Annotated in this window: 20 protein-coding genes; 16 read left to right on the top strand and 4 right to left on the bottom strand. The window is 66.3% G+C overall.

Features of this window, described 5'->3' with window-relative positions; all coding sequences use genetic code 11:
* The 9 genes from AC1RKI_RS10795 (at window position 1) to AC1RKI_RS10755 (ending at window position 14,455) form a co-directional block, all read left to right on the top strand.
* Window positions 1-504, top strand: coding sequence for an Hcp family type VI secretion system effector (locus AC1RKI_RS10795; protein ID WP_061959504.1), 504 nt, complete (start codon window positions 1-3; stop codon window positions 502-504).
* A gap of 64 nt (window positions 505-568) precedes the next feature.
* The gene (gene tssE / locus AC1RKI_RS10790) at window positions 569-1,042 is read left to right on the top strand and encodes a type VI secretion system baseplate subunit TssE (protein WP_061959507.1); all 474 of its coding nucleotides are present in this window, start codon (window positions 569-571) and stop codon (window positions 1,040-1,042) included.
* A gap of 46 nt (window positions 1,043-1,088) precedes the next feature.
* On the top strand, window positions 1,089-2,948 hold the full coding sequence (gene tssF, locus AC1RKI_RS10785) for a type VI secretion system baseplate subunit TssF (protein ID WP_061959503.1): 1,860 nt from the start codon (window positions 1,089-1,091) through the stop codon (window positions 2,946-2,948).
* Window positions 2,912-4,084, top strand: coding sequence for a type VI secretion system baseplate subunit TssG (gene tssG, locus AC1RKI_RS10780; RefSeq protein ID WP_492795289.1), 1,173 nt, complete (start codon window positions 2,912-2,914; stop codon window positions 4,082-4,084). The genes tssF and tssG overlap by 37 nt, the downstream gene beginning before the upstream one ends.
* A 15-nt stretch (window positions 4,085-4,099) precedes the next feature.
* Window positions 4,100-6,760: a type VI secretion system ATPase TssH gene (gene tssH, locus AC1RKI_RS10775; RefSeq protein ID WP_492795287.1), complete on the top strand. Its 2,661-nt coding sequence runs from the start codon at window positions 4,100-4,102 to the stop codon at window positions 6,758-6,760.
* A gap of 43 nt (window positions 6,761-6,803) precedes the next feature.
* Window positions 6,804-9,554, top strand: coding sequence for a type VI secretion system Vgr family protein (locus AC1RKI_RS10770; protein ID WP_492795285.1), 2,751 nt, complete (start codon window positions 6,804-6,806; stop codon window positions 9,552-9,554).
* 4 nt (window positions 9,555-9,558) lie between these two features.
* A complete protein-coding gene (locus tag AC1RKI_RS10765; protein WP_492795284.1) occupies window positions 9,559-10,701 on the top strand; it encodes a DUF4123 domain-containing protein in 1,143 nt (380 codons plus the stop codon).
* Window positions 10,698-13,310 (top strand): T6SS effector BTH_I2691 family protein, encoded by a 2,613-nt coding sequence (locus AC1RKI_RS10760; protein WP_490714575.1) that lies wholly within the window; start codon window positions 10,698-10,700, stop codon window positions 13,308-13,310. The genes AC1RKI_RS10765 and AC1RKI_RS10760 overlap by 4 nt, the downstream gene beginning before the upstream one ends.
* 29 nt (window positions 13,311-13,339) lie before the next feature.
* Complete coding sequence (locus tag AC1RKI_RS10755; protein ID WP_492795281.1) at window positions 13,340-14,455, top strand: hypothetical protein; 1,116 nt, start codon at window positions 13,340-13,342, stop codon at window positions 14,453-14,455.
* Between the two features lie 43 nt (window positions 14,456-14,498).
* On the opposite strand, the gene AC1RKI_RS10750 is transcribed toward AC1RKI_RS10755, so the two are convergent.
* On the bottom strand, window positions 14,499-14,990 hold the full coding sequence (locus AC1RKI_RS10750; protein ID WP_490714576.1) for an LEA/WHy family protein: 492 nt from the start codon (window positions 14,988-14,990) through the stop codon (window positions 14,499-14,501).
* A 345-nt stretch (window positions 14,991-15,335) separates the two neighbouring features.
* Between AC1RKI_RS10750 and AC1RKI_RS10745 the strand changes: the two genes are divergently transcribed.
* Together AC1RKI_RS10745 and AC1RKI_RS10740 are read left to right on the top strand one after the other, a co-directional pair.
* The gene (locus AC1RKI_RS10745; RefSeq protein ID WP_061959492.1) at window positions 15,336-15,788 is read left to right on the top strand and encodes an Hsp20/alpha crystallin family protein; all 453 of its coding nucleotides are present in this window, start codon (window positions 15,336-15,338) and stop codon (window positions 15,786-15,788) included.
* Between the two features lie 34 nt (window positions 15,789-15,822).
* Entirely contained in the window at window positions 15,823-16,272 is a 450-nt protein-coding gene (locus AC1RKI_RS10740; RefSeq protein WP_492795279.1) for an Hsp20/alpha crystallin family protein, read from the top strand.
* Between the two features lie 151 nt (window positions 16,273-16,423).
* On the opposite strand, the gene gcvA is transcribed toward AC1RKI_RS10740, so the two are convergent.
* On the bottom strand, window positions 16,424-17,332 hold the full coding sequence (gene gcvA, locus AC1RKI_RS10735) for a transcriptional regulator GcvA (protein ID WP_492795277.1): 909 nt from the start codon (window positions 17,330-17,332) through the stop codon (window positions 16,424-16,426).
* A 146-nt stretch (window positions 17,333-17,478) separates the two neighbouring features.
* Between gcvA and AC1RKI_RS10730 the strand changes: the two genes are divergently transcribed.
* Window positions 17,479-18,321, top strand: coding sequence for an EamA family transporter (locus AC1RKI_RS10730; RefSeq protein ID WP_492795276.1), 843 nt, complete (start codon window positions 17,479-17,481; stop codon window positions 18,319-18,321).
* 95 nt (window positions 18,322-18,416) lie between these two features.
* On the opposite strand, the gene argC is transcribed toward AC1RKI_RS10730, so the two are convergent.
* Window positions 18,417-19,394: an N-acetyl-gamma-glutamyl-phosphate reductase gene (gene argC / locus AC1RKI_RS10725; RefSeq protein ID WP_227459717.1), complete on the bottom strand. Its 978-nt coding sequence runs from the start codon at window positions 19,392-19,394 to the stop codon at window positions 18,417-18,419.
* 196 nt (window positions 19,395-19,590) lie between these two features.
* Here argC and AC1RKI_RS10720 point away from each other — a divergent pair, with 196 nt between their 5' ends.
* Together AC1RKI_RS10720 and AC1RKI_RS10715 are read left to right on the top strand one after the other, a co-directional pair.
* A complete protein-coding gene (locus AC1RKI_RS10720) occupies window positions 19,591-20,475 on the top strand; it encodes a LysR family transcriptional regulator (protein ID WP_492795273.1) in 885 nt (294 codons plus the stop codon).
* A 154-nt stretch (window positions 20,476-20,629) separates the two neighbouring features.
* Window positions 20,630-21,862 carry an MFS transporter gene (locus AC1RKI_RS10715; RefSeq protein WP_227459716.1) on the top strand — a complete coding sequence of 411 codons (1,233 nt, stop codon included), beginning with the start codon at window positions 20,630-20,632 and terminating at the stop codon, window positions 21,860-21,862.
* 51 nt (window positions 21,863-21,913) lie between these two features.
* Here AC1RKI_RS10715 and yihG read toward each other — a convergent pair whose 3' ends face one another.
* Window positions 21,914-22,789, bottom strand: a complete 876-nt coding sequence (gene yihG / locus AC1RKI_RS10710) for a 1-acylglycerol-3-phosphate O-acyltransferase, YihG family (protein ID WP_061959497.1) — start codon at window positions 22,787-22,789, stop codon at window positions 21,914-21,916.
* A 543-nt stretch (window positions 22,790-23,332) separates the two neighbouring features.
* On the opposite strand from yihG, the gene AC1RKI_RS10705 reads away from it, so the two are divergent.
* Entirely contained in the window at window positions 23,333-23,848 is a 516-nt protein-coding gene (locus AC1RKI_RS10705) for a sigma-70 family RNA polymerase sigma factor (RefSeq protein WP_061959496.1), read from the top strand.
* Window positions 23,827-24,819 (top strand): FecR domain-containing protein, encoded by a 993-nt coding sequence (locus AC1RKI_RS10700; protein ID WP_492795271.1) that lies wholly within the window; start codon window positions 23,827-23,829, stop codon window positions 24,817-24,819. Before AC1RKI_RS10705 ends, AC1RKI_RS10700 begins: the two co-directional genes overlap by 22 nt.
* The last annotated feature ends 53 nt before the right edge of the window (window positions 24,820-24,872 follow it).

Here is a 24,872-nt window from a genome sequence, read left to right as displayed (position 1 = left end):
ATGAAGGACATCTACGTCAAGTTCGGCAATCCGGTGATCAAGGGTGAATCGGCGGACAAGGATCACAAGGACTGGATCGAAGTCACCAGCTGGTCGCACAGCATCAAGCAGCCGCGTTCGGCCACCGCGTCGACCGCAGGCGGGCACACCGCAGAGCGCTGCGAACACGGTGAGATGGTGTTCACCAAGGATATGGACGTGGTCAGCCCGCTGCTGTATCAGCACGCATCGGGCGGCACCACGTTCGACGAGGTGACCATCGATTTCATGCGTGCCGACGGTGAAGGCAAGCGCGTGAAGTATCTGGAAGTCAAGCTGAAGAACGCCATCCTGGGCGCCGTCGATGCCAAGGTGGCCACCGAAGGCCTGCCGACCGACGTGTTCTCGCTCAAGTACGCGGCCGTGCAGTGGAAGTACACGCAGCAGAAGATTGGCGGCAACCAGGGCGGCAATTCGCAGGGCGCCTGGAGCCTGACCAAGAACGACAAGACCTACACGGTCTAAAGCGTGATGGGCGACACCGTGGCGCATGCCGCAGTGCCGTCCGTCTGCAACCGCCATGGCTGCCATCAAGGGCTTTGAACCGAGTCTGCTCGACAAGCTGTGCGACGACGAGCCCGGCGCGCCGCTGCCCGCGGCCATGCGGCGCCTCTCGCTGGAAGAGCTGAAGGCGACCGTGGCGCGCGACATCGAGTCGCTGCTGAATACCCGCATCGCATATCAGGAAGCGGATCTCGATGGACTGATCGAATGCCGGCGATCGGTGCTCACGTACGGGCTCAACGATTTTGCGGGCATGAGCCTGGCCAGCTATCAGGATCGCAAGGACATCTGCGACTCGCTCAAGCGCGCCATCCAGCGCCATGAGCCGCGCCTGCAGCACGTGGTGGTATCGCTGGACATCAGCGAGCGCGCCACCAATGCCCTGTGCTTTGGCATTTCCGCGGTGCTCGTGGTCGGGCCCGCCCGCGAGAAAGTTGCGTTCGATGCCATGCTTCAGCCGTCCACGCTGCAATACACGGTGAGTCGCGGCCGCGGCTGAACCGCGGGCGCGCCGCATCGGCTTCCCATCTCGCCTGGCACACTTCATGGAAGAGCTTCTCCCATACTACGAGCGCGAACTGGCCTACCTGCGCCGGTATTCGCGCGATTTTGCCGAGCGCTATCCGAAGATTGCCGGCCGGCTGGCCATGTCGGCGGACAACTGCGACGACCCGCATGTGGAGCGGATGATCGAGTCGTTCGCGTTCCTGACCGCGCGTATCAGCAAGAAGCTTGACGACGATTACCCCGAGCTGACCGATTCGCTGCTCGAGGTAATGTACCCCCATTACCTGCGGCCGTTTCCGTCCTGCTCGATCGTGCATTTCGAGGCCAGCGCGGGCACCGACAAACTGACCGCGCCAATTGCCATCGCGCGCGGATCGATGCTGGAGACGCGCGACATCGGCCGCACCCGCTGCAATTTCCGCACGGCCTACGATGTCCGGCTGTCGCCGGTGTCGGTGGCCGATGCGCGCTACGATCCCACGGTGCTGGCGCCGCGTACGGTGTCGCTGCCCAAGGGCGCCACCGGCGCCATCCGCATCACGATCGATGCCGGACCCGAGCGCGATCTCGCGCGGGTCGGCCTCGATTCGCTGCGCCTGTATCTGGACGGCGAGCCGTCATTCATCTCTGTGCTCGGCGATGCGCTGCACCTGCACACCGCCGCGGCCTACGTCGAAGGCAAGCTGCCCGGTGTATGGCACCGGCTCAAGGACGTGCCCGTCAAGCCGGTCGGCTATGCCGAAAACGAAGCGCTGCTCGAAACGCCGGCACGTTCGCATCCGGCCTATCGGCTGCTGACCGAGCACTTTGCGTTTGCCGAGAAATTCAACTTCATCGACATCGATCTCAAGGCGCTGTGCCGCGCGTTCGGCGTCGATGCCGAGGGCCGGTGCGGCGTGCGCCGTGCCACGCTGCATCTGGTGCTGCGCGACCTGCGCGCCGATTCGCCCGCCGCGCGCCAGCTGGAGAACCTGCGCGCCGATCATCTGCGCGAGCATTGCTCGCCGGTGGTCAACCTGTTCGATCTCAGCGCGGACCCGATCGACCTCGACCACACGCGCGTGGCCTATCCGGTCGTCGCCAGCAGCCAGGCGGCGTCTTCGTACGAGGTGTATTCGATCAATCGCGTCACGCTGGTGCGCAAGGGCGAGCAGGGGCAGGTGCTGGGCGAGTTCCGGCCGTTCTATTCGCTCCATCACGGCGAGACGCCAGGCGACACGCAAGGCTATTGGGTGGCGCGCCGCAATCCGGTCATGCTGGCCAAAAGTCCCGGCTTCGAGACTGAGCTGTCGCTCGTCGATCTGCACTTCGATCCCGTCGTGCCGCAGACCAGCACGCTGAGCCTGAACGTCACGTGTTCGAACCGTGATTTGCCGGCGAGCCTGGCCTTTGGCAGCCGCGAAGGCGACCTCACGCTGAAGGGCTCGTCGTCGGCGCGCACCATCCGCTTCCTGCGCAAGCCCACGGCGTCGATGCGCCTGGCCGGCGGCCGCGAATCGCAATGGCGGCTGATTTCGCTACTGGCGCTCAACCATCTATCGCTGGTGCAGAACGGCTTGTCGACATTGAAGGAGATGCTGCGGCTGCACGATCTCAGCCATGCGGGCGTGACGGCGCGGCAGATCGACGGCCTGGTGCAACTGGAATACCGGCCGACCACGCAGTGGCTGGCGGGCAAGCCATTCGCCACGTTCGTGCGCGGGCTGGAGGTGCGCCTGACGCTCGATGAAGATGCCTTCGTCGGCACTGGCCTGCATCGCTTTATCCGCGTGATGGACCATTTTTTCGGGCTCTATGTGCATCTGAACAGCTTTGTGCAGCTCGTCGTCGTCTCGCACCGTACCGGCAAGGAACTGATCCAATGCGCTCCACGAAGCGGCGAATCGATCCTTCTGTGATGCGACGGCTGCTGACGCAGCCGCATCGCTTCCACTTCTTCCAGGCGGTGCGGCTGCTGCAGAACCAGTTCGCGCGCGAGGCGCGCACCCCATCCGCGCTCGGTGAAGCCAGCGGCATCGATGGCGTCGATGTTGTCGATGGCGCCGAGGTGCCGCGCCAGCGCGCCGCATCGCCCGAACACGTGCTGGCTACGCGCGTGCGCTTTCCCAATACGCTGCGCCTGTCGTTCCCACCCAGCGAGATCGAGAGCCTGCAGGCGCCGGGACTGCCGCCCGACGCGCTCGACGACGATGCCGCATTCGCCGACGCGGTGGCGGCGGGCAAGCTCGATTCGGTGGCGCTGACGCCGGCGTTCTTCGGCATGCTGGGCGCGCAGGGCGCCTTGCCGCTGCACTACACCGAAATCGTGATGGAGCGCGAAAGCGTGCGGCGAGACCGGGCGCCGCGCGCGTTCTTCGACATCTTCTCGCATCGCGCTGCCGCGCTGTTTTACCTTGCGTGGCAAAAGTACCGCCTGCCCATGCAGCATGAGATCGATCGCACGCGGCACTACCTGCCGCTGTTGCTGTCGCTGGGCGGCATCGGCGAGCGTGCCGCGCGTGCCGATCTGCACGAGGCGCCCGGCACGATCCACGACGAGGCGCTGGCGGGCTATGCCACCGCGCTGCGGCACCGGCCGGTGTCGGCGGCATACCTGGGCCGCGTGCTGGCCGACTATTTCCGGGTGCAGATCCGCATCGAACAGTTCGTCGGCGGCTGGTACAACGTGCCGCCCGCGCAGCTTTCGCAGCTCGGCCTCGGCAACAACGTGCTTGGCGCGACCGCGCTGGCGGGCACGCGCGTATGGCAGCGCGACTTGCGCGCGCGCGTGTGGATTGGCCCGCTGGCGCGCGCCGACTATCGACGCTTTTTGCCCGACGCGCCCGATGCGCAGGCGCTGCGCAAGATGATGACCGTGCTGGGCGGCGCCACGCTCGAATATGAAGTCCGCCTCGTGCTGCGCAAGGAAGACGTCGGCGGCAGCGTGCTGGGCGGTGCCGGCGGCGGGCGGGTCGGCTTCGACACGTTCCTCGCTACGCGCCCCGCCGAGCGCGACCGGGACGACGCCCATTACACGCTGCAGCCTGTGCACTAACCCACCACGACCACCATGGCCACACCCCTGAAGACCCTGATCGCCAAACTGAACGGCACGAGCCGGCAGGCCGCCGAGCGCGCGGCGTCGCTGTGCATGGCGCGCGGCAACTACGAGGTGGATATCGAGCACCTGTTCCTGGCGTTGCTGGAAAACCCGCGCAGCGACGTTTCGCGCGCCGCGCAGGCATCGGGCATCGACAACGCCGCGATGCAGCGCGACCTCGAGGCCGAGATCGGCAAGTTCCAGACCGGCAACAGCCGCACGCCGGCATTCTCGCCGTGGCTGCCCCGGCTGTTCGAACAGGCGTGGCTGATTGCGTCGCTCGATTCGCAGATCACGCGCATCCGCTCCGGGCATTTGCTGCTGGCGCTGCTGACCGATCCCGCGCTGGCGCCGCTGGCCGAGCGCGGCACCCGGTTGTTCGCCCGCTTTCCCGTGGAGCGGCTCAAGCACGATCTCGATGCGCTGACGAAAGGCTCGGAAGAAGTCGAGCAGGCCGTCGATTTCGTGGATGGTGCGGGCGGCGCGGCGGGCGAGATGCCGCAAGGCAAGGGCGCGTTGTCGAAGACGCCGGCGCTGGATCAGTTCACGATCGACCTCACGCAATCCGCGCGGGACGGCCGCATCGATCCCGTAATCGGCCGCGATGCCGAGATCCGCCAGATGATCGACATCCTGATGCGTCGACGCCAGAACAACCCGATCCTGACCGGCGAGGCTGGCGTGGGCAAGACTGCCGTGGTGGAAGGTCTGGCGCTGCGCATCGTGGCCGGCGACGTACCGCCGCCGCTGCGCGGCGTGGTGCTGCGCACGCTGGACATGGGATTGCTGCAGGCCGGCGCGAGCGTAAAGGGCGAGTTCGAGAACCGCCTGCGCGGCGTGATCGACGAGGTCAAGAAGAGCCCGCAGCCGATCATCCTGTTTATCGACGAGGCACATACGATCATCGGCGCGGGCGGGCAGGCAGGCCAGAACGATGCCGCCAACCTGCTCAAGCCCGCACTCGCTCGCGGCGAACTGCGCACGATTGCGGCCACCACATGGGCCGAATACAAGAAGTACTTCGAAAAGGACGCCGCACTGGCGCGCCGCTTCCAGGTGGTCAAGGTGGAAGAGCCGACCGAGCCGTTGGCCGTTGCGATGCTGCGCGGCATGGTGGGCCTGATGGAGAAGCACTTCAACGTGCGCGTGCTCGACGAAGCGATCGTCGAGGCGGTTCGGCTGTCGCATCGCTACATCAGCGGCCGGCAGTTGCCCGACAAGGCCGTCAGCGTGCTCGACACCGCGTGCGCCAAGGTGGCGCTGGGCCAGAGCGCCACGCCGGCAGAGATCGAGGAAGACCAGAAGGCCATGGCGCGCATCGATGGCGAGATCGCCGCATTGCAACGCGAGGCCGCCGTCGGTGCGCCGCACCAGGCGCGGCTTGACGATCTGGCCGTGCGCAAGGCTGCGCTCGCGCAGCGCATCGCCGACGCCACCGCGCGGCTGGACCAGGAGAAGGTGCTGGTCGAGCGCATGGTGGCCCTGCTGCGCGAGCGCGATGTTGCTGGCGATGGCGCCAATGTCAATGCGGGCGCCGCGGCGGGCAATGACGAGTTGAACGCGCTGCGCGCGCAACTGGCCGATCTGCAGGGCGACCGGCCGCTGGTGCCGGTGCAGGTCGACGGCCACGTGGTGTCGGAGATCGTTTCGGCATGGACCGGCATTCCGCTGGGCCGCATGGTCAAGGACGAACTGCAGACGGTGATGAAGCTGAAGCCACTGCTCGAAGAGCGCGTGGTCGGCCAACCGCATGCGCTGGAAGCGGTGGCCCAGCGCGTGCGTACGGCGGCGGCCAATCTCGAAGATCCACACAAGCCGCGCGGCGTGTTCCTGTTTGTGGGGCCGTCCGGCGTAGGCAAGACGGAAACCGCTCTGGCGCTGGCGGACATCCTCTATGGCGGCGAACGCAAGCTCATCACCATCAACATGAGCGAGTACCAGGAAGCGCACAGCGTGTCGGGCCTGAAGGGCTCGCCTCCGGGTTATGTCGGCTATGGTGAAGGCGGCGTGCTGACCGAGGCCGTGCGGCGCAATCCGTACAGCGTGGTGCTGCTCGATGAAGTGGAGAAGGCCCATCCCGATGTGCTGGAGATGTTCTTCCAGGTGTTCGACAAGGGCTGGATGGAAGACGCCGAAGGCCGAACCATCGACTTCCGCAACACCATCATCATCCTGACCTCGAACGTCGGTTCCGCCGCGATCATGCAGGCATGCCTGAACAAGAGCCCGGAAGAGATGCCCGATGCCGACGGCCTGGCCGAAAGCCTGCGGCCGGCGTTGTACAAGGCGTTCAAGCCGGCATTTATCGGCCGTACCAAGGTGGTGGCGTATTACCCGATCTCCGACGACATCCTCGCGGAGATCATCGTGCTTAAGCTGCAACGCATTGCGCAGCGCGTGCACGCCAATCACGGCGCGAGCTTCGAATGGGACAACGCTACGGTGGAGGCAGTGCTCGACCGCTGCACCGAAGTGGATACCGGCGCGCGGGCCGTGGACCACATCCTGAACGGCACGCTGCTGCCCGAGATTGCGCAGTCCGTGCTCGCGCGCATGGCCGAGGGCGAGAAGATCGAGCGCATCAAGGTCAGCGTCGGCAAGAACGGCGCCTTCCGTTACAAGGTCAACTGAGATCCAACAGGAGCGGGGGCAGGCAATGGGCGGACTCTCCGATATGACGAACCAGCTGGGCGCGCTGATGCGTTCGGCCTTCACGCAGCAGGACCGCCTGCTGCGGCTGAAGACGCCGTTGGGCGACGACGTGCTGCTGGCCGAAAGCATGGTCGCGCATGAACGGCTTGACGACGGCGGCTTTCGCATCGAACTGACCGCGCTGTCCGACGATGCAGCGATCGATCCGGCCGCGATCATCGGCCAGCCGGTGCGCGTGGATCTGCTGACGCAGCACAGCCGCACCGCATTGCGGCCGTTGCACGGCCATGTCACTCGCTTCGAGCGGCTGGGCGCCAACGGCGGCCTGGCGCGCTATCGCCTGCGCGTCGAGCCATGGCTCGCGTTCCTGCACCATCGGCGCGACAGCTACCTGTTCCAGGACATGTCGGTGATCGATGTGCTCGACAACGTGTTTGGCGACTACCGCGGCCAGGGCATGCTGGTGCCCGAGTGGCGCTGGGACCTGGCCGACCGCGACGCATACGCGCGCCGCAGTGTGGTCACGCAATACGAGGAAAGCGATTTCGCCTTCGCCACGCGGCTGCTGGCCGAGGAGGGGCTGTTCTACTACTTCGAGCATGAATCGGGCGACGGCGACACGCTTGGCGTGCATCGACTGGTGATCGCCGACAGCAATCGCAATTTCGCCGACAACGTGCAGTCGCGCATCCGCTTTGGCCGCGCCGACGCTACCGCGCAGGCGGACGTGATCGACCACTGGCACGGCGAGCGTCAACTGCATACCAATGCGGTCGAATTTGCCAGTTGGGACTATCGCGCCGCGCGCACGCATGGCGCGACGCTGGCGTCCGCGCAGGACAATGGCAAGGTGCAGATCGCGCTGCGCGACGACGACTATCCGGGCCAGTACTGGTTCGAGGATGGCGATCAGGCGGCACGCGCCGCGCGCATCGCAATGGAATCGATCGAACTGCGCAACAAGCAGTTTCATGGTGGCGGCAGCGTCCGCACGTTGGCGCCCGCCACCTGCTTTACGCTGCAGGATCACTACGAGCATGACGGCGACGAGGGCGACCAGAATCGTCGCTTTGCGGTGCTTGCGGTCACGCATACCGCGCGCAACAACTTCAACGAGCGCTTTGGTCAGGCGTTGCGCGCTGCGCTGGGCAGTGTTCTCAATGCGGGCGGCGATGCCGGCAACGCCGAGGCCGAGGTGCCGTTCTACCGCAACACGTTTATCGCCGTGCGCGCAACCATTCCGTACCGGCCCGCGCTGCGCGGCGAGGACGGGCGTCTACTGCATCCGCGGCCGACGGTGGTGGGCAGCCAGACGGCCATCGTGGTGGGATCGGACGATCCGTTGCACACCGACCGCGATCATCGCGTGAAGGTGCAGTTCCACTGGCAGCGCGGCAGCAATTCCGCCACGCGCCAGGGGCACCCGGCCGGCGACGACAACGCGCAGGCCAACGCCGCGCTCGGCGCATGGGTACGGGTGGCCGCCGCGGTGGCCGGCGACAACTGGGGCAGCGTGGCACTGCCGCGCGTCGGGCAGGAAGTGGTGGTCGAGTTCGTGCATGGCGACATCGACCGCCCCGTCATCGTCGGTGCGACTTATAACGGCAAGGGCAGCGTCGATGCCCAGGCCAACCAGCAAGCGGGCGGCAGCGCCCGATCCACGGGCAACGCGCCCGCATGGTTCGCGGGAGAGGGCAAGGACGACGAGGCTTACGCGCACAACGCCGTGCTTTCCGGCATCAAGACGCAGGCGATGGCTGGCAGCCAGAAAGGCAGCGACGGCTTCAACCAACTGGTCTTCGACGACACCGCCGGGCAGGCACGCACGCAGCTGTCCACCACGCAGGCCGACGCCGGGCTGATGCTCGGCCATCACAAGGCGCAGAACGACAATGCGCGCAACGCCGATCTGGGACATGGCGCGGCGCTCTACACCGCAGCTGCCGGCAGCGTGCGCGCCGGTGCGGGGCTGCTGCTGAGCGCGCACCGGGCCAGCGTGACACAGCCGTTGCTGCATAACGACGACGCGGTACAGCAGATCGAACAGGCGCAGCAGCGTATCGAAGCGCTTGCGGACGTGGCCGCGAAACAGAAGGCCGCCAGCGAAAGCGAACCGCAGGCCGCGCAGATCCCGGCCATCGCCGCGCTCAAGCACAGCGCCGAGGTGCTGGCCGCCGAGCAGGATGCGCAAGGCGGCAAGGCCGTGGCCTACAGCGAGCCGTACATGCTGGTGAGCGCGCCCGATGGCGTGGTGGTATCGACGCCCGGCGACAGCACGATGGTCGCGGGCAAGCATGCGCTGCTGACGGCCGGCGCCGATTGCAATCTGGCCGCGGGCCGGAATCTCAGCGTGGCGGTGGCCGAGGGCATCAACGTGTTTGCCAATGGACAGGGCGCATCGGGTGGCGCGGGCGGCGGTGCAAGCGGGCTGCAGATGCACGCCGCCAACGGCAAGGTGGTGGCGGCCAGCCTCAAGCGCGACAGCCGCTATGCCGCGGACAAGACCGTGACGATCGCATCGACGCAGGGCCAGACGCTGGTGCAGGGCAAACAGCACGTTGCGCTGAAGGCGGGCGGCGCACAACTGCGCGTGCTGGACGGCAAGATCGAGCTGTACGCGCCGGGCAAGGTCGAGTTCAAGGGCGGTCAGCATAATTTCGTGGGGCCGGGTGGGGCGGGCGCTTCGAACACGCTGCCCAGTGGCGCGTTGCAGGGCTGCAGCACGCAGGCCCAGAGCAGCGCCGACGCCAACGCGCCAGTGCTGACGAGGTAGCGCGATGATTCTCAGGGAACTGGAACAGGCGCAGGCACGGGCGGACGAAAGCATCGATCCGCCGGTCGACGATGCCGTCGAGACATGCCCCCACTGCATCGCGCTGTGGCGCCAGTTTGTCGGCGGATCGCAAGCCGCGCGGTCTGCGCGCGGAACTGGCGATGCCGGCGGGCGCGTGTATTTTCTGCTCAATAGCTGGCGCGACAATCCATTCGCCGAAGCTTTCGCCGTTGCGTTCCCCGAGCATGCCGCGCAACGCACCGCGGTGCCCGATCCGTTCTTTGCCAACCAGGAAGATGCCGCGCCGGTGCTGGTGCCGATGCCGGACATCCTGCTGCCGGACGGACTGCCCGGGACCTTTGCGCAGGCCGGCGCGGAGCAGTGGATCGCGCGCGCGTTGACGGTCTCGTGCCGACAGACTGCGCAGCGCTTGGGCGTGGTGCCGATCGGTGGCCTGCTGGTGTCGGACCGGCCTGCGGCCATGCTGGCCGCGCACCTGCTGGCGCTGGGCATGCAGCCTTCGCCGGTGGGCGACGCGACGGTGTTCCGCTATCAGGATCCCGCCGTGATGCAACTGCTGTGGCCCGTGCTGGACGATGCCCAACGCGCTGCGTGGCTGGGGCCCGTGGTGCAGTGGTGGTCGCTGCGGCAATACTGGCAGCCGTGGGACCTGCTTGCCGAGCCGCCGTGCGACGCAACCTGGTGGCATGCACAAGCGCAGCCACCGTCGCAGCCGCTGCAATCGCCGCAGGCGCTGCAAGCCCGCACGGAGCCCTTGCAGTCGCCCGTCGGGCGACTGCTGCGCCTGTCGGCGGCGCAATGGCATCGTGGGGGCTTTTATCGCAGCGCGCAGGAAAGCTGGATGGACCTGTTCATCGAAACCCCGGACGTGGCGGACATGCCCGATGGTCCGCGCATGTTGCGCATGCTCGATGACGGCGCGGCACTGGGCCTGGTCTCCAACGACGCATTGAAGGACTACATCTGGCTGTCGTGGCGCGGCGCCAATGGCGGCTTGCCGGTGGACTGGACGGCCGAGCCGTTCCGCGCGCGGCTGCACGCGGCGCTGGACCTGCTGCGCAGGCGTCCGGGCACCTATCTTTCCTCCGCATACCACGAGATCGCGCAACCGACGCACACGCCATGACCTGCAAGACCCCCTGCCAGAACTGCAGCCGTACGGGCATGCCGATTCTCTTCACGCGCTACGCCGTGGGATATAGCGTGCAGCAGCCCACCATGGACACGCTGAAGCAATATGTGCCGCGCGGCCAGTTGCAGGCGTCGCCGCAAGGCATTGCGCTCAAGGCTGCCGCCTACAACGTGCGCATGCTGCGCGCGGGCTACCTGTACCTCCTGATCAGATGGAAGGGCGGCAAGCGCGCGATGCGCGGCTACGTGGTGCATCCGCACGGCTATCTGAATCCGTTTTCGGTCGGGCAGCCCGAGACCGCTACCGCCAAGGTGGCGTGCGAGCGCGATGCGCGGCAGGCCAACAACAGCCTGGTGTGGATCGAGGATGCGGCGAACGTCGAAGACATCTCGTATTTCTTCAACTCCGATCCGATCGAGGTCAGCCATCTACTCCATGACGTGGCCAAGAAATGGCCGAGCCATACGCAGACCTTCGACGTGGCCGGCTGGCTGAAAGGCACCACGGCGCAGAAGGACAGCGTGACCCCTCAGCAGCTCGACGCGCAGGTGGTGGAGTTTGGCGCGCTCAAGAACGACCGCCTGCGCGACGCCTGCGAGGCGATGATGTTCGGCCTGATGGGCGCGAACCCCGAAGAGCGCAAGTGGGGCGATTTCGAAGTGGACGTGGAAGGCCAGTCCTATGAGCCGTACGGCGGTTACGGCCAGACCTATCACTACAAGCTCACGCGCAAGCAGCCGGCCTACAGCGCCGCGCACGGCCCGCGCCTGGAGGGCATGCGCAAGTTCCTGCTGGCCAACCAGGGCGCGGTGCTGGCTTGCAACGATCCGATGGGCATCACGCAGGAACTGGGACATCTGCAGGCGGAGGCACAGGTCGTCTACACCGCGTGGCAGGCGCGCAGCGCCGAGGGTTTCCATGGCACGGTGAGCAACGAATGGGTGTACCAGTCCGCGCTGGGCGGCGAAGCGCTGCGCGACCTGGTGAAGAAGGGCGCCATCGACGCAACGGGCAAGAAGATCGCCAGAGGGCGATACGTGCCGCAGATGCCTTTGTCCTATCCGGGCGTGCCGATCTATCCAAGTTCCCAGCCGACGACGCGACCCTACGACAAGGAAGAGGCGGCTCGCATGCAGGCCGAGGCCGCCGCCAAGGGCGACAAGGAATTCCGGGAATTCTTCGACGTCAACGCCGCAGCGGCCATTCGCGCGGCGCAGCAAGCTGCCTTCGCCGATGGCGAAGCCACGAAGTCGCGACTCGGTGCCGACCAGCTTGCGTGGCTGGACAGCGATGCGCTCAAGCTGGTCGCCAGCCGATACAGCGCCGACGACAGCAAGATCAATCTCAGGGGCGGCGGCGCAACACTTTCGATGCGCCTGTGGGCGGCCTTGGCGGGCGTGGAAGTCAGCAAGGCGGGCCGCGACTGGCTGAAAAAGATCGATGAATGGCAGCACGAGATTTTCTCGCGGGCGCTGTCGTTCAATTCCGATACGCTCAAGCGCGCGCTGCAACAGGCCGAAGCGGCCGTCAAGGCATCGCAAGACGCGGCGCCGTTGCCCAATGCCGATCCGAAAGTGGCAATGGCAGACAGCATCACCACGTACTTGAAGCGGTTTGCCGCTCAGGTATCGCTTGGGGACAAGGCCATTGGTTTTCTGGAGGCCTTTCCGGCCATCAGCGAGTGCGACAAGCTGCAAAAATTCGCGTGGCCGTTGCATCTGGCATCGCTGATGTCCGTCAAGCTGATGCAGGGGATCAACGGCCTTCCCGGCAAACAGTTCGAGGCGGCGATCATGCGCTACGTGGTGCGCGTGTCGCTGGTAGCCATGGGGAAGAAGTCTGCGGAGCAGGCCGCCTCGCTGGCGCAGGCCGAACGCGACCGCGTCCGCAATGCCCAGCGTGCGATGGAGAACCGCTCGTTCCGCGTCGATTTCCGCGCACGCGCCCCAGGCGCGCGCGCTGCTGCGCTCGCCGGCATCATGGACACCGGCTTTGCGATTCTCAAGGGATGGCAACTGACCGCCAAGGTCGATGCCCGATCGGGGATGGAGATGACCCAGAACATGCTGCAGGCGGTCGGCAGCATCATGGACTGGCGCGCAAAGGTTTATGAAGAGACGATCTACAAGGGCCTGCGGGCCCACGAGATTTTCACTGCCCCGGGCATGCAGGCAACGATGTCGCGTTTGCAGGTCTCGCAACTGAGAGCCCTGAGAATTTCCGCGGCAAAATTCCTGATTCCCGCCGCGATCATCGGCGCATTCTTCGATTTCATGGATGCCATCAAATCGATCGATCGCGGGCAGTGGCTGCTGGGCAGTGCCCAGCTCGTCAGTGCCTTGGGCGCTGTGTTTACCGTCGTCGGGACCGGAGTGGCGGCACTGAGTACGGGCGCCTGGGCGACCGTGGCCGCGGTGCTGGGCGTGGTGGGCGTGGTATTGGCCGTGGTGGCGCTGATCGCGATCTGGATCCTCAGTGAAGACGAATGGGTGACCTGGCTGCGCGATAATCCGCTGAACCTGAAACGCAAGGGGCTCAAGCCTGTTCATGACAATCTGCAGGACACCCTGCAACAACTGGCAAATGCGCAAGGCGCGGTTTGATGCTGCGCTGGCGCTGAGGTGCGCAAGGCATGTTTACACAAGAAGCAATCTTTCATCACCAGCGTGGCAAGAGCCTGCAGCGCGCGCGTGACCGGATCGAGGCGGAGAAGCGTCGCAACTGGGCCGTGAACGAGCCGGGGCCGGCTACCGGGATCAACGTTCCCAACGCCTCGATCTTTGCCCAGAACGACGTCTACCTGGAGCTGACGAATCCCGGCTGGTCGTCGCAATGGCGGATGGTGTTCGGGCTCTCGTGGGTGATCCTGTGCATACCTATCCTGGTATGGGTGACCTACGGCATCACCTTGCATCCGCTGTTGTTCAATGCATATCTGCTCGGCCTGAAGCGCGTGGAATATGTACCGGAATCGGCGGTGCTGCTCTGGATAGGCTGGCTGTTGATCATGCCGTTGACGCTGGTCGCATGTTTGCTCGCGTATGTAAGCCTGAGACGGCGCGGGGCGGGATCGGCATTCTTTACCTATGCCCGCGGCCGCGTCCGCTTCAATCGCGTCACACGCAAGGTCTACGTCTTGCGGCCCGGCTACGCCGGCGGCAGCCGCATCTTCGATTGGGACAGCCTGGTGGCGCTGATTGCCGACACCCGCTCCATCCGGAACAAGCCGCTGGCCGACCGGTATCTGGTGCTCTATCACCGGGCGCGCGCGGAGGAGCCTGCGGATCAAGAGGACGCCATCTACGTGGGCGATGACCTGCTGGACGAGGAAGGTGTTGCCGCGCTGTGGGAATACATCCGCCTGTTCATGGAAGAAGGGCCGTCCGTGGACGCGATACCACCGAAGGCGCCTGCCAGCTATCGCAAGATTCCGCGCGACCTGCCGCCCGTCTACACCACGTACTGCGGCATGCCCGACCGTGACCAGTACAAGCTGGAACGGCGGCCCGGCATGATGGAAACGACGTATCACATGATCAGCCAGATGACTTGCACCTGGCCGCGATTTCCAGCGGCATGGCACAGCGATTCGGGCGTGGGAGAACCGGAGGATCGTCCCGTGCAGGCCGGCGCGGTCATGACGGCCATGGTCTACCGCGCCAAGGGCAAACTCAGCAAGGCGGACGAGGTGGAATTCCTGCGGCGCTGGGGCACCAAGGAAGCGCTGGCCGAAGCCATGGCAGCCTGAGCGCCAGGCGTCCTATGAAACTTCTGATGCGCACCGGCCATCGTCAGGGCGCAAACATGCCGTCGGTCGGCAACGACAGTTCGCCCTGATCGACGAAGCGGGTGCCGCCGATCGACGCGCCCGCCAGCTTGCCGCGCAATTCGTACGGAATCCTGCCGGCTGCCGCACCGCCGGCGAAGGCGAAAGCCTGGCGCAACGCGGTGAATGCCGGGACCGTCAGCGGCACGCTCAATACTGTCTCGCCGAAGCGCGGCACCACGCCGGCCTCGTCGCTGACACCGCTGGCGAACGGTTTGCCGTTCAGGTCCAGCTGCAGCGATACGCCTTGAAATTCCAGCGGCGTGTCATTGGGGTTCTGGATGCGCAGTTTCACATTGAACCGCATCTCCAGTCCCTCGCCCGCCAGCGGTTCCAGGCCCGCCACATTGACCCGCAGCGGTTCCCGGCCGGTCAGCCCGGCACACCCGGCGATGCAGGCGATGCTGACCGCGGCGAGGAAACAGCGGACGGCGCGTGTGAAACCGGTGGCTGCCATGGCAGGTACCTCGTTCTGGAAAGTGGCGCAAGCCAGTGGATACGGCGGGACATCGTACCGATGAAAGCTCGGTGACCGATGTGGACTGATCCAGTGTAGGTGATTGGCATGTCACTGCGCGGGCGCAATCGCGCGGGTGCGCACCCCCTGGCTGGCCGTGTGTGCAACGCGCCGGCGGTGGTCTTGAAATTTCTTTGGCCGCGCCTATCTTGCCCTTGCTCAGGCAGTCGCGCCGCCATGTTGCGGTGCGCTGCGTGTTTCGATTTGTTTGTCGGTGGCAATGACGAGCGAACTGGAGCGCGTGGCCCGTTCGCCCTCATTGCGCGTTTCTCAGGAGGGTAGATCATGAGCGACTTTTTCTTTGGGGGCGACCTCTTCAGCGAATTCGAACGCCTGCAAAGGCAGATGGCGAATCTCGCGGGCGGCTTTCCTTCCAGTCTGCGTGCCGGCCGCACCGGCAACTTCCCGCTGCTCAATATCGGCACGACCGACGATTCGATCGAGATCGTGGTATTCGCGCCCGGCATGCAAGCCGATGGCTTCGACGTATCGATCGACAACGGCATGCTGACGATCAGCGGCGAGCGCGCGCCGATCGATGCGGCGCGCGCAGGCAACGGCGGCGAAGGATCGCGCGTCTATGCGCAGGAGCGTTTCGCCGGCAAGTTCCGGCGCGTCATCGAGATGCCGCAACAGGCCGATCCGGACAACGTGCGCGCGCGCTACGTCAACGGCTGCCTGACCATCAGCGTCGGCAAGCGCGAGGCGTCGCGACCGAAGGCCATCAGCGTCCAGTAAAGCCCAGGCATACGAGTCCCACAGGAGTCAGATCATGAGCGACATCGCAAACACCCAGGTGACGACCAGTGAACCCGCATCGGTGCCCTCCACGCAGCCTCAGACCCAGCCGCAGACGCAGCGCAAGGGCGACAACCCATCGCAAGCGCGGCGGCCCACGGTGGTGCCGCCAGTCGATATTGTCGAGGACGCCGCGGGCATCACGCTTTTTGCGGATCTGCCCGGCGTCACGCGTGACAGCCTCGACGTGAAGGTTCACGACGGTCATCTGTTTATCGAAGGCGAAGCCATTGTCGATGTGCCGCCAAACCTGCGCGTGCAGCATCTGGAACTGCAGGCGCCGCGCTTTGCGCGCACGTTCGCGGTCAGCGCCGATTTCGATACGACGAAGATCGAAGCCAATCTCCAGAACGGCGTGCTGCGTCTGACGATTCCGCGCCGCGAGGAAGCCAAGCCGCGCCGCATCGTGGTCAACGCGGGCTGACGCCTGCAGCCGAGCGGAATCGCGATAGAACCAGCCGCCCCCGGCCGCCACGTATCGTGGGGCCGGCGGGCGGCTTTCTACCTTGGACGGCGCGGTTGTGCGATGCCTGAGACGGCCCCGCACCGGGCGCCGGCATTCTATACGACGCATATCATGCGTCGGCGCCGGCAGGCGCGAGTGCGCCCTCCTGTTCGAGCCATGCGCGAAACAGCGCGACCAGTGCATCGTCGCGTTTGTCGTCGGGCACGTAGGTGCAATAGCTGCGCGAGGGCAGACGGGGGCCCGTAAATGGCGTGACAAGCCGGCCCGCGGCGAGATCGTCCGCCACCAGCGCGGTTGGGCCCATCGCAATGCCGATGCCGTCGATGGCCGCTTGCAGCGTCAGGTAGAAGTGGTCGAACGTCAGCGCGGCGGCCGGCCTCAGCGCGGCAATCCGCGCGCTGGCCAGCCAGTCGGGCCACAGCCGTGGAAGACTCGAGGTATGCAGCAACGTGTGGTGCCGCAGGTCTTCCGGTGCGCGCAGCGGCACGCGCGCCAGCAGCGCCGGACTGCACACTGGCAATCTTTCTTCGCGCAGAAACGGCTGCATCGCATAGCCATAAAAGGTATCCGGGCCGCCGCGGATGATGAGGTCGTAGCGCTCTTCCAGGCTTTCCAGCGCGCCGTTCGAGGTGTCCACCCTGACTTCGATCTCGGGATGCGCGGCGCGAAACTTCGCCAGTCTCGGCACCAGCCAGCGCAGCGTGAAGGTGGCGGGCGCGTTCACGGACAGGGTGGGCGACTCCGTTTCGGGCACGCCGTATTGCGCCGTGGCCTGCGCAAGCTGTTCGAATAGCGGGCCGATTGCCTTCAGATACGCCTTTGCTGCAGGCGTCAGCGTTACGCGGCGGTTATGGCGTTCGAACAGCGGTGCATCGAGCCATTGTTCGAGCAGCCGCACATGTTGGCTGATCGCGCCGTGCGTCACATGCAATTCCGCAGCCGCGTCCTTGAAGCTGCCGAGCCGGCCGGCGGCCTCGAAGGCGCGCAGGGCATTGAGCGGCGGTAAGACTCGTTTCATTCGGATCGGATCAGTTTTTCTCGCGCGATGCGGCAATTTATCTGGTTTGTCGGGGCGCGACAAGATAGATATCCTGCGTTTTTCCGGAGCTTTCCGGCGCCACGCGGCTTTGCGGCGGGGCTCTCATCCTTCATATCTTTTCCGACATGCTCAGTCTTACGGGCGGCTTCGTGCTGCTGGCCGCCGTTCTCCACGCGAGCTGGAATGCGTTGCTGCATGGCAATCGCGACCGCTTCCTGTCGATGGCATGGATGAGCATCGCGATTGCGGTGACGTCCACGTTCGTGGTCGTGTCCCATCCGCTGCCCGCTGCCGCGAGTTGGCCCTACATCGTCGCGTCGGGGCTCGTGCATATCGTCTACAACATCAGCCTGGTGCGCTCGTATCGACGCAACGACCTTGCGCTGGCCTATCCGATCGCGCGCGGATCGTCGCCGCTGCTGGTCGCGCTCGGCGCGGCGGTGTTTGCGCACGAGGCGATCGGACCCGTCAGCGCGCTCGGCATCGCGCTGACCTCGGCCGGCATCATCGCGATCGCGCTGCAACGGCAACGCGTGTCGCGCGCCGGTGTGCTCGCCGCGCTGGCGACCGGCGCGACGATTGCGCTTTATACCGTGATCGACGGCATCGGCGTGCGTTTGTCGGATGGCCAGCCGTTGGTCTATACCGCGTGGATGTTCATGTTCTATTGGCTGATGCCGCTGCTGTTCGTCGCGACGCGCGGCATCGCGCCGTTGTGGACGCCAGTGCGCGACGAGCCGCTGGCCGTGGCGTCGTCGCTGGCTGGCGGGTTGGTGTCGCTCGCGGCGTATGGCATCGTGATCTGGGCGCTGCAGTCGGGCGCGATGGGGATGGTGTCGGCGCTGCGCGAAACCAGCGTGGTGTTTGCCGTGCTGATCGGGCGACTGTTCCTGCGCGAAACGGTCACGGCGACGCGCTGGCTGGCCTGTCTGGTAGTCGCCGCCGGAGCGGTGTGCCTGGGACTCTGACCCGGGTCGGCAAGCGCGCCGAGGCGGCCCAGGCGTGCTCGATCGACGCCGGGCCTCGCACGACGCGACCGGTGCGGCCGGTGACCAGGCGGTTTTCAGGCGGCTTGCGTCGCTGGAACGTCGTTGCCTTGATGGGCGGGCTGGGCGGTGGCGCCTAGCATCAGGTCGAGGTTCTGCACGGCGGCGCCGGACGCACCCTTGCCGAGGTTATCGAACACCGCTGCCAGCAGCACGTGACCGTGCTCGCGGCTGCCAAACACGCCCAGGCGCATGTCGTTGGTGCCGTTCAGCGCTTGCGGGTCAAGCCGCGTGGCGTCGGCCGATTCGGCCAGCGACATCACCTGCACATGCCGTGCGCCCGCGTAGTGATCCGATAGGCAAGCATGCAGCGTTTCGATATCGGTGCCGGGCGCCAGCAGATCGAGCTGCAACGGCACGGTGACCACGATGCCCTGGCGGAAAGCGCCATAGGCGGGCACGAAGATCGGCCGCCGTGCCAGTCCGGCGTGCTGCTGGATTTCCGGCGCGTGCTTGTGCGCGAGCCCCAGGCCATAGACCTGAAACGGCAGGGCGTTTTGGGCCTGCGGTCCCTCGTAGGTTTCCACGGCGCTGCGGCCGCCGCCTGAATAGCCGGACACCGCGTGGATGGCGAGCGGGTAGTAGACCGGCAGCAGGCCAGCTTGCGCCAGCGGGTTGAGCAGGCCGATCGCGCCGGTCGGATAGCAACCAGGGTTGCTCACGCGCTGCGCGTTGGCAATGCGTTGCGCCTGGCCCGCGTTCATCTCGGGAAAGCCGTAAGTCCAGCCCGGCGTCGTGCGATGCGCGGAACTGGCGTCGATGACGCGCACGGCGGGATTGACGATCGATGCCACCGCCTCGCGCGCAGCGGCATCGGGCAGGCACAGGATGGCGATATCGCAGCTGTTGATTGCGTCGGCGCGCGCGCGTGCGTCCTTGCGCTGGCCGGCCGGCAAGGTCAGCACGCGCAGATCGTCACGCCCGCGCAGCCGTTCGTGGATTTGCAGGCCGGTGGTGCCCTGGTCGCCGTCGATGAAAACAAGCGGATAGCGCATGGGATGGGTCCTCGTAGGTGGCGTCGTGGTCGGCACCCGGGCGCGCGGCATTTCGTTGCGCGGCGCGCCCGGTACAGGAAGCGCAATCTTGCGCCGACAGCTAGAATCGCGAAAGTTGAATTTCATGACGTTGAAATTCGGATTTCGTGAACGACCGCTTGGGCGCAGTTCGCCCCGTCACCTGGAGTGCCGCATCATGCGCGAGATCAGCCTGGACCGCCTGCGAACCCTTGTCGCCATCGCCGATCTCGGTTCCTTTGCCGAAGCCGCGCGTGCCTTGCATCTGGCGCCGCCCACGGTCAGCCAGCACATCGCCGATCTGGAGGCGCGCGTGGGCGCGCCGCTGCTGACGCGCAAGCGCGGCGAGGTGCGTCCGTCATCGATCGGCGAGACGCTGATCGACCGAGCGCGCCACCTGCTGGCCGATGCGGACCTGGCGCTCGACGATGTGCAGCGGCAGGTGCAAGGCCTGAGCGGCCGCGTGCGGCTCGGCGCCTCGACGGGCGCGATTGCGCACTTGCTGCCGCAGGCGCTGGCCGTGCTGGCCGAGCAGCATCCCGATATCGACGTGCAGGTTGCGGTGCTCACCTCGCAGGAATCGCTGTCGCGGCTGGCGGCCGGCACGCTCGAGATCGGCCTGGTGGCGTTGCCGCAGGCGCGCGTCGCGGGGCTGACCATCCGCCCCTGGCGGCGCGATCCGGTGCAGGCGTTCCTGCCTGCAAGCTGGCCGTGTCCGGCGCGCATCACGCCAGCGTGGCTGGCCGCGCGGCCGCTGATTCTTAACGACAGCACCACGCGGCTGTCGCGCCTTACCGCCGAGTGGTTCGCCACCGGCGGCTACCGGCCAGCGCCGCGCATCCAGCTCAACTACAACGACGCGATCAAAAGCCTGGTCGCCGCCGGCTATGGCGCGGCGCTGCTGCCGCACGAAATCACCACGCCCGCGCCAGATCCCCGCGTGGTGATGCGGCCGCTGCGCCCGGCGTTGTGGCGCAGGCTGGGGCTGGCACACAGCGCCGAGCGCGTGGAGCGCGCCACCGAATACGTGCTCGATGCGCTGTGGGCGCTGCGGGCGAAGTAGGGCGAAGTAGGGCGAAGTAGGGCGTTAAGCATCGCCGCGTTCGCTTCTGCAGGGCAGTCCAGCATCGGTATTCGCGCGGATTCATTTTCCTTGACGATTCAACGAAAATGGCGCTCCCGGCCTGGCAACGGCCGTCGATAACAAGAGCGTCCGCATGTCCCGCCTGTCCTCGCTGCGTCCCGTCATGCCGATCCTGATCGGCGCCTCGATCATGCTGTCGCTGGCCATGGGACTGCGACAGAGCCTGGGCATCTTCGTGCCGCCGCTGACGCGTGACATCGGGATTTCGGTGGGCGATTTCACCATCGCCGTGGCGGTACAGAATCTGACGTGGGGGTTGCTGCAGCCGTTTGCCGGCGCGCTGGCGGTCAGGACCGGATTTCGTCCGCTGATGCTGGGCGGCGCGCTGTTGTACCTGATCGGCCTGGTGTTGCTGGCGACGTCGCACGGCCTGTGGACCGTGGTGCTGGGCGCCGGTGTGCTGATCGGCATGGCGATGGCTTCGACGGGCACGGCGATGGCCATGGCCGCGGCTTCCAGCGCCGTTACTCCACAGGTGCGCAGCCTGGTGCTTGGCTGCGTGTCCGCGTCGGGATCGCTGGGCGCGATGATCGCCGCGCCGCTGGGTCAGGCCATCGCCACCGGCTGGGGCTGGCGCACGGGCGTGGCGGCGTTCGTGGTGCTGGCGCTGGTGATGTTGCCCGCCGCATGGTTTGCCGGCCGCACCGACCGATTGCGCGAACCCGTCTCGCTGGCCAGGCCGGAACTAAGCGGCCGGCAGGCGCTGATGGCGGCGCTGCGACATCCGCCCTTTGTTGTCATGGCGCTGGCGTACACCGTGTGCGGCATGCAACTGGTATTCCTGACCACGCACCTTCCCGCCTATCTCGACGTCTGCGGCATGGATCCGATGCTGTCTGCCAAGGCGCTCGGCATGATCGGGGGTTTTAACGTGCTGGGCAGCCTGTTCTTCGGATGGGCCGGCGGGCGCGTCAACAAGCTGCTGCTGCTCGGCGGCATCTACGTCTGCCGGTCGCTCGGCTTCGTATGGTTTTTCCACACGCTGCCGACGCCTGAAAGCACGCTCGTGTTTGCCGCCGTGATGGGCTTCCTGTGGCTGGGCGTTTCGCCGCTGGTGCAGGGCTGGATTGCCCAGACATTCGGCCTGCGCTGGCAGGCGATGATCGCGGGCGTGGCGTTCTTCAGCCATCAGATCGGCAGTTTCATCGGCGCGTTCGGCGGCGGCTGGCTGTACGACCTGATGCAGAACTATTCGATGGCGTGGAAGATTGGCGCGTCGCTGGGACTGACGCTGGGGCTGATCCAGATCGCGTTTGCGTTCCTGGGAAACAACCAGACGCCGCGCCTGGCGCCGCAGGCGGAATAGGCGCGAACGCACCGCAACGCGGCGCGCGTGCGCCGCTCGTGCGTCACTGCGTTACTGCATCGCCGCGTCGATCTGGCGGTCCTTCGCTTCCCACATGGCCTTCAGCCATTGGTGCAACGCGCGCCGGAAGGTTGGGTCCGTGGCGTAATTGCCGGCGCAGAAGTCCGCCGGAATCGGCGTCTGCTGGATCCGCACCACGATCCTGCCCGATCGGCCGCAGGCCAGATCCCAAAAGCGCGGTGCGCCATCGGGATAGATGATCGTGGCATCGACCATCGAACGGAACTGGGCGCCCATCGCGTTCAGCGTGGCCGCTAGCGCACCGGCCCGGGGTTTGAGCAGGTGGCGATACGGCGACGCCTGCGCCACGCGCTTTGCTTCGGTAAAGCGGGTGCCTTCGGCAAACACCATGACGCTGGTCGGCACGAGCTGGAATTTTTCGCAAGCGCGCTGCGCGATTTCACGATCGCGATGGGCCAGCGCCGGATTGCGGCGCAACTTCGCCTTGCTGTAGCGCTTGAGGAACGGAAAGTCCAGCGCCCACCAGGCCAGCCCGATGACCGGCACATACAGCAAGGTCTGCTTCAGGAAGAACTTGAGCAGCGGGATGCGCTTGTTCAGCACGCGCTGCAGGACAAAGATATCGACCCACGACTGGTGATTGCAGCTGACCAGATACCAGTCGTCCGGCTTCAGCTCAGTATTGATTTCGATGTCCCAGATGTCCGGCTGCAGACGCGTGATCCAGCCGGTATTGCGCGAGATCCAGCCCGTGGCGATGGCGTTGAGCCACGGATCGACGCGCCGGCGCACGGCTGGCGTCGGGAATGCCAGCTTCACCAAGGCCAGCGGCACGATGGGCACGACGCTCAGCAGCGTGTTGAGCACCAGCAGCGTTACGCTGACCACGCCGGTGAGCCACGCCAGGCGCCTGTGCTTGCGGGGCGCGGGCCGGGCCGTCGACGGAGCCGGCGCGGCAGTGCTGTCGGAAGTTGGGGTCGAGGGGGACGACTGCGAGGAAGACGAGGGGGAAGGCAAGGCGGAAGAAGAAGGAGAAGAAGAGGGCAAATTCATGGCCGTCAGTGTGCAAGAGCCGCGTCGGCCTGCGCTTGTCCGCGGTCAAGCCGGGCGGCGTTGCCTCAAGAAATTACGATTTGGTGGGGACGCCGCGCGTCGGCCCGGGCAAGGCCGGCCGGCGATGTCGGCGCAACGGCGCCGGCAGTTTGCCACGTCCAGCCACTGCGCGACAGGACCGATGACGATACGTCCGCAAAAGTGGCGCCAAATATACGCGGGACGGCGGTTTCTTGCTTGCCTTATCGTATCCCGGCTACAATTAAATGAGAATGATTCGCAAAAGCATCTGGCGAAGCCGTGTTATGGGCTTCGCCAGGAACATTGCGACGTTCCGGGTCATCCGTTTTTTCTTCCGCCGATCTGTCCGATATGGCGGGTTCCAGCAAGCAGACCATGTCAGGCAGTCCGCCATCCCCCGCGCCGCACCTGGGCGCGTTCTATCGCGACCATCACGGCTGGCTGTACCGCTGGCTGCAGCGTCGGCTGGGGCACGGCGGCAGCGCCGCCGATGCGGCGGATCTCGCGCAGGACACCTTCACGCGGCTGATCGGCACGCGCGACCTCGCGGCCGTGCAGGAACCGCGCGCCTATCTGACCACGGTGGCCAAGGGCCTGATGATCAACTGGCTGCAGCGACAGTCGCTGGAGCGCGCCTATCTGGAGGCGCTGGCGGCGTGTCCCGAGCCGTTGGCGCCGTCGCCCGAGGATCGCGCCATCGTGCTCCAGACCTTGCATGACGTCGACGCGATGCTCAATACGCTGCCGCCGCGCGCCAAGCGCGCTTTCCTGCTGTCGCAGCTCGAGGGCATGAAATACGAGGCCATCGCCGAACAACTGGGCGTATCGCTGACGTCGGTCAAGCGCTATATGCAGCAGGCGTTTCGGGTATGTCTGGGCGCGATGTCATGACGCACGACGCCACCATCGACGCGCGCATTCTCGACGAAGCGGCCCAATGGCTGATGCGCCTGCACGCCACCGATGCCAGCGCCGACGAGCGTCTGGCGTGCGCGCGCTGGCAGGCGCAAAGCCCGGTTCACGCGCAGGCGTGGGCGCGAGCCGAGCGCCTGATGGCGATGATGGGCGGCCTGCCGCCGGAGATCGCCATGCGGGCGCTCGATCGTCCCGCCAGCCCGGCGCGACGCAAGGCGCTCGCGCGGCTGGCCGGCTGGCTGGCCGTGGCGCCCGCGGCGTGGGCGGTATCGCGGCTGGCGCCCTGGGAGCAATGGGTGGCCACGCACGGCACCGGACGCGGCGAGCGGCGCGAGGTGCGGCTGGCCGACGGCACGCGCATCACGCTCGGCCCGATGAGCGCCATCGACGTGGAGTTCGACGCGCAGCAGCGGCGCATCACGCTGCGGGCCGGAGAAATCCTGGTGGAAACGGCGCACGACCCGGCCGCCGTGGCCCGGCCGTTTCTGGTCGAAACCGGGCAGGGCCAGCTGCAACCGCTGGGCACGCGCTTCGACGTGGCAATCGAGGACGACGCGACGCGCGTGGCGGTCTTCGAGGGCGCAGTGCGTGCGCGGCCGCGTCGGCCCGGCGCCGAAGCGCGCGTGCTGCGCGCCGGCGAGCAGTCGGTCATGTCAGCGGCGGAGGTTGCGCCGCCGGCGGTGGCCGACGACAGCGTGGCGGCATGGACGCAAGGCATGCTGGTGGCCGACCGCATGCCGCTGGCGCAGGTGGCCGCGCAACTGGCGCGCTATCGCAGCGGCATCGTTCGGTGCGATCCGGCCATCGCGGCGCTGCCGATTTCCGGCGCGCTGCCGGTGGCCGACAGCGACCGCACGCTGTCGATGCTGATGGCCACGTATCCCGTTGACGTGGTGTTGCGCACCGCGCTGTGGGTCACGCTGGTGCCACGCCGGCCCGGCGCCTGAGGCCGGCAAAATTTTTCGTTCGAACTGGTACTTTTCGCGCGTTCGGCTGGCAA

It is taken from the genome of Cupriavidus sp. GW822-FHT06G04, from assembly GCF_058799075.1.
Note: the sequence above shows the minus strand (reverse complement) of the source record. Positions and strands in the feature narration are given on the sequence as shown.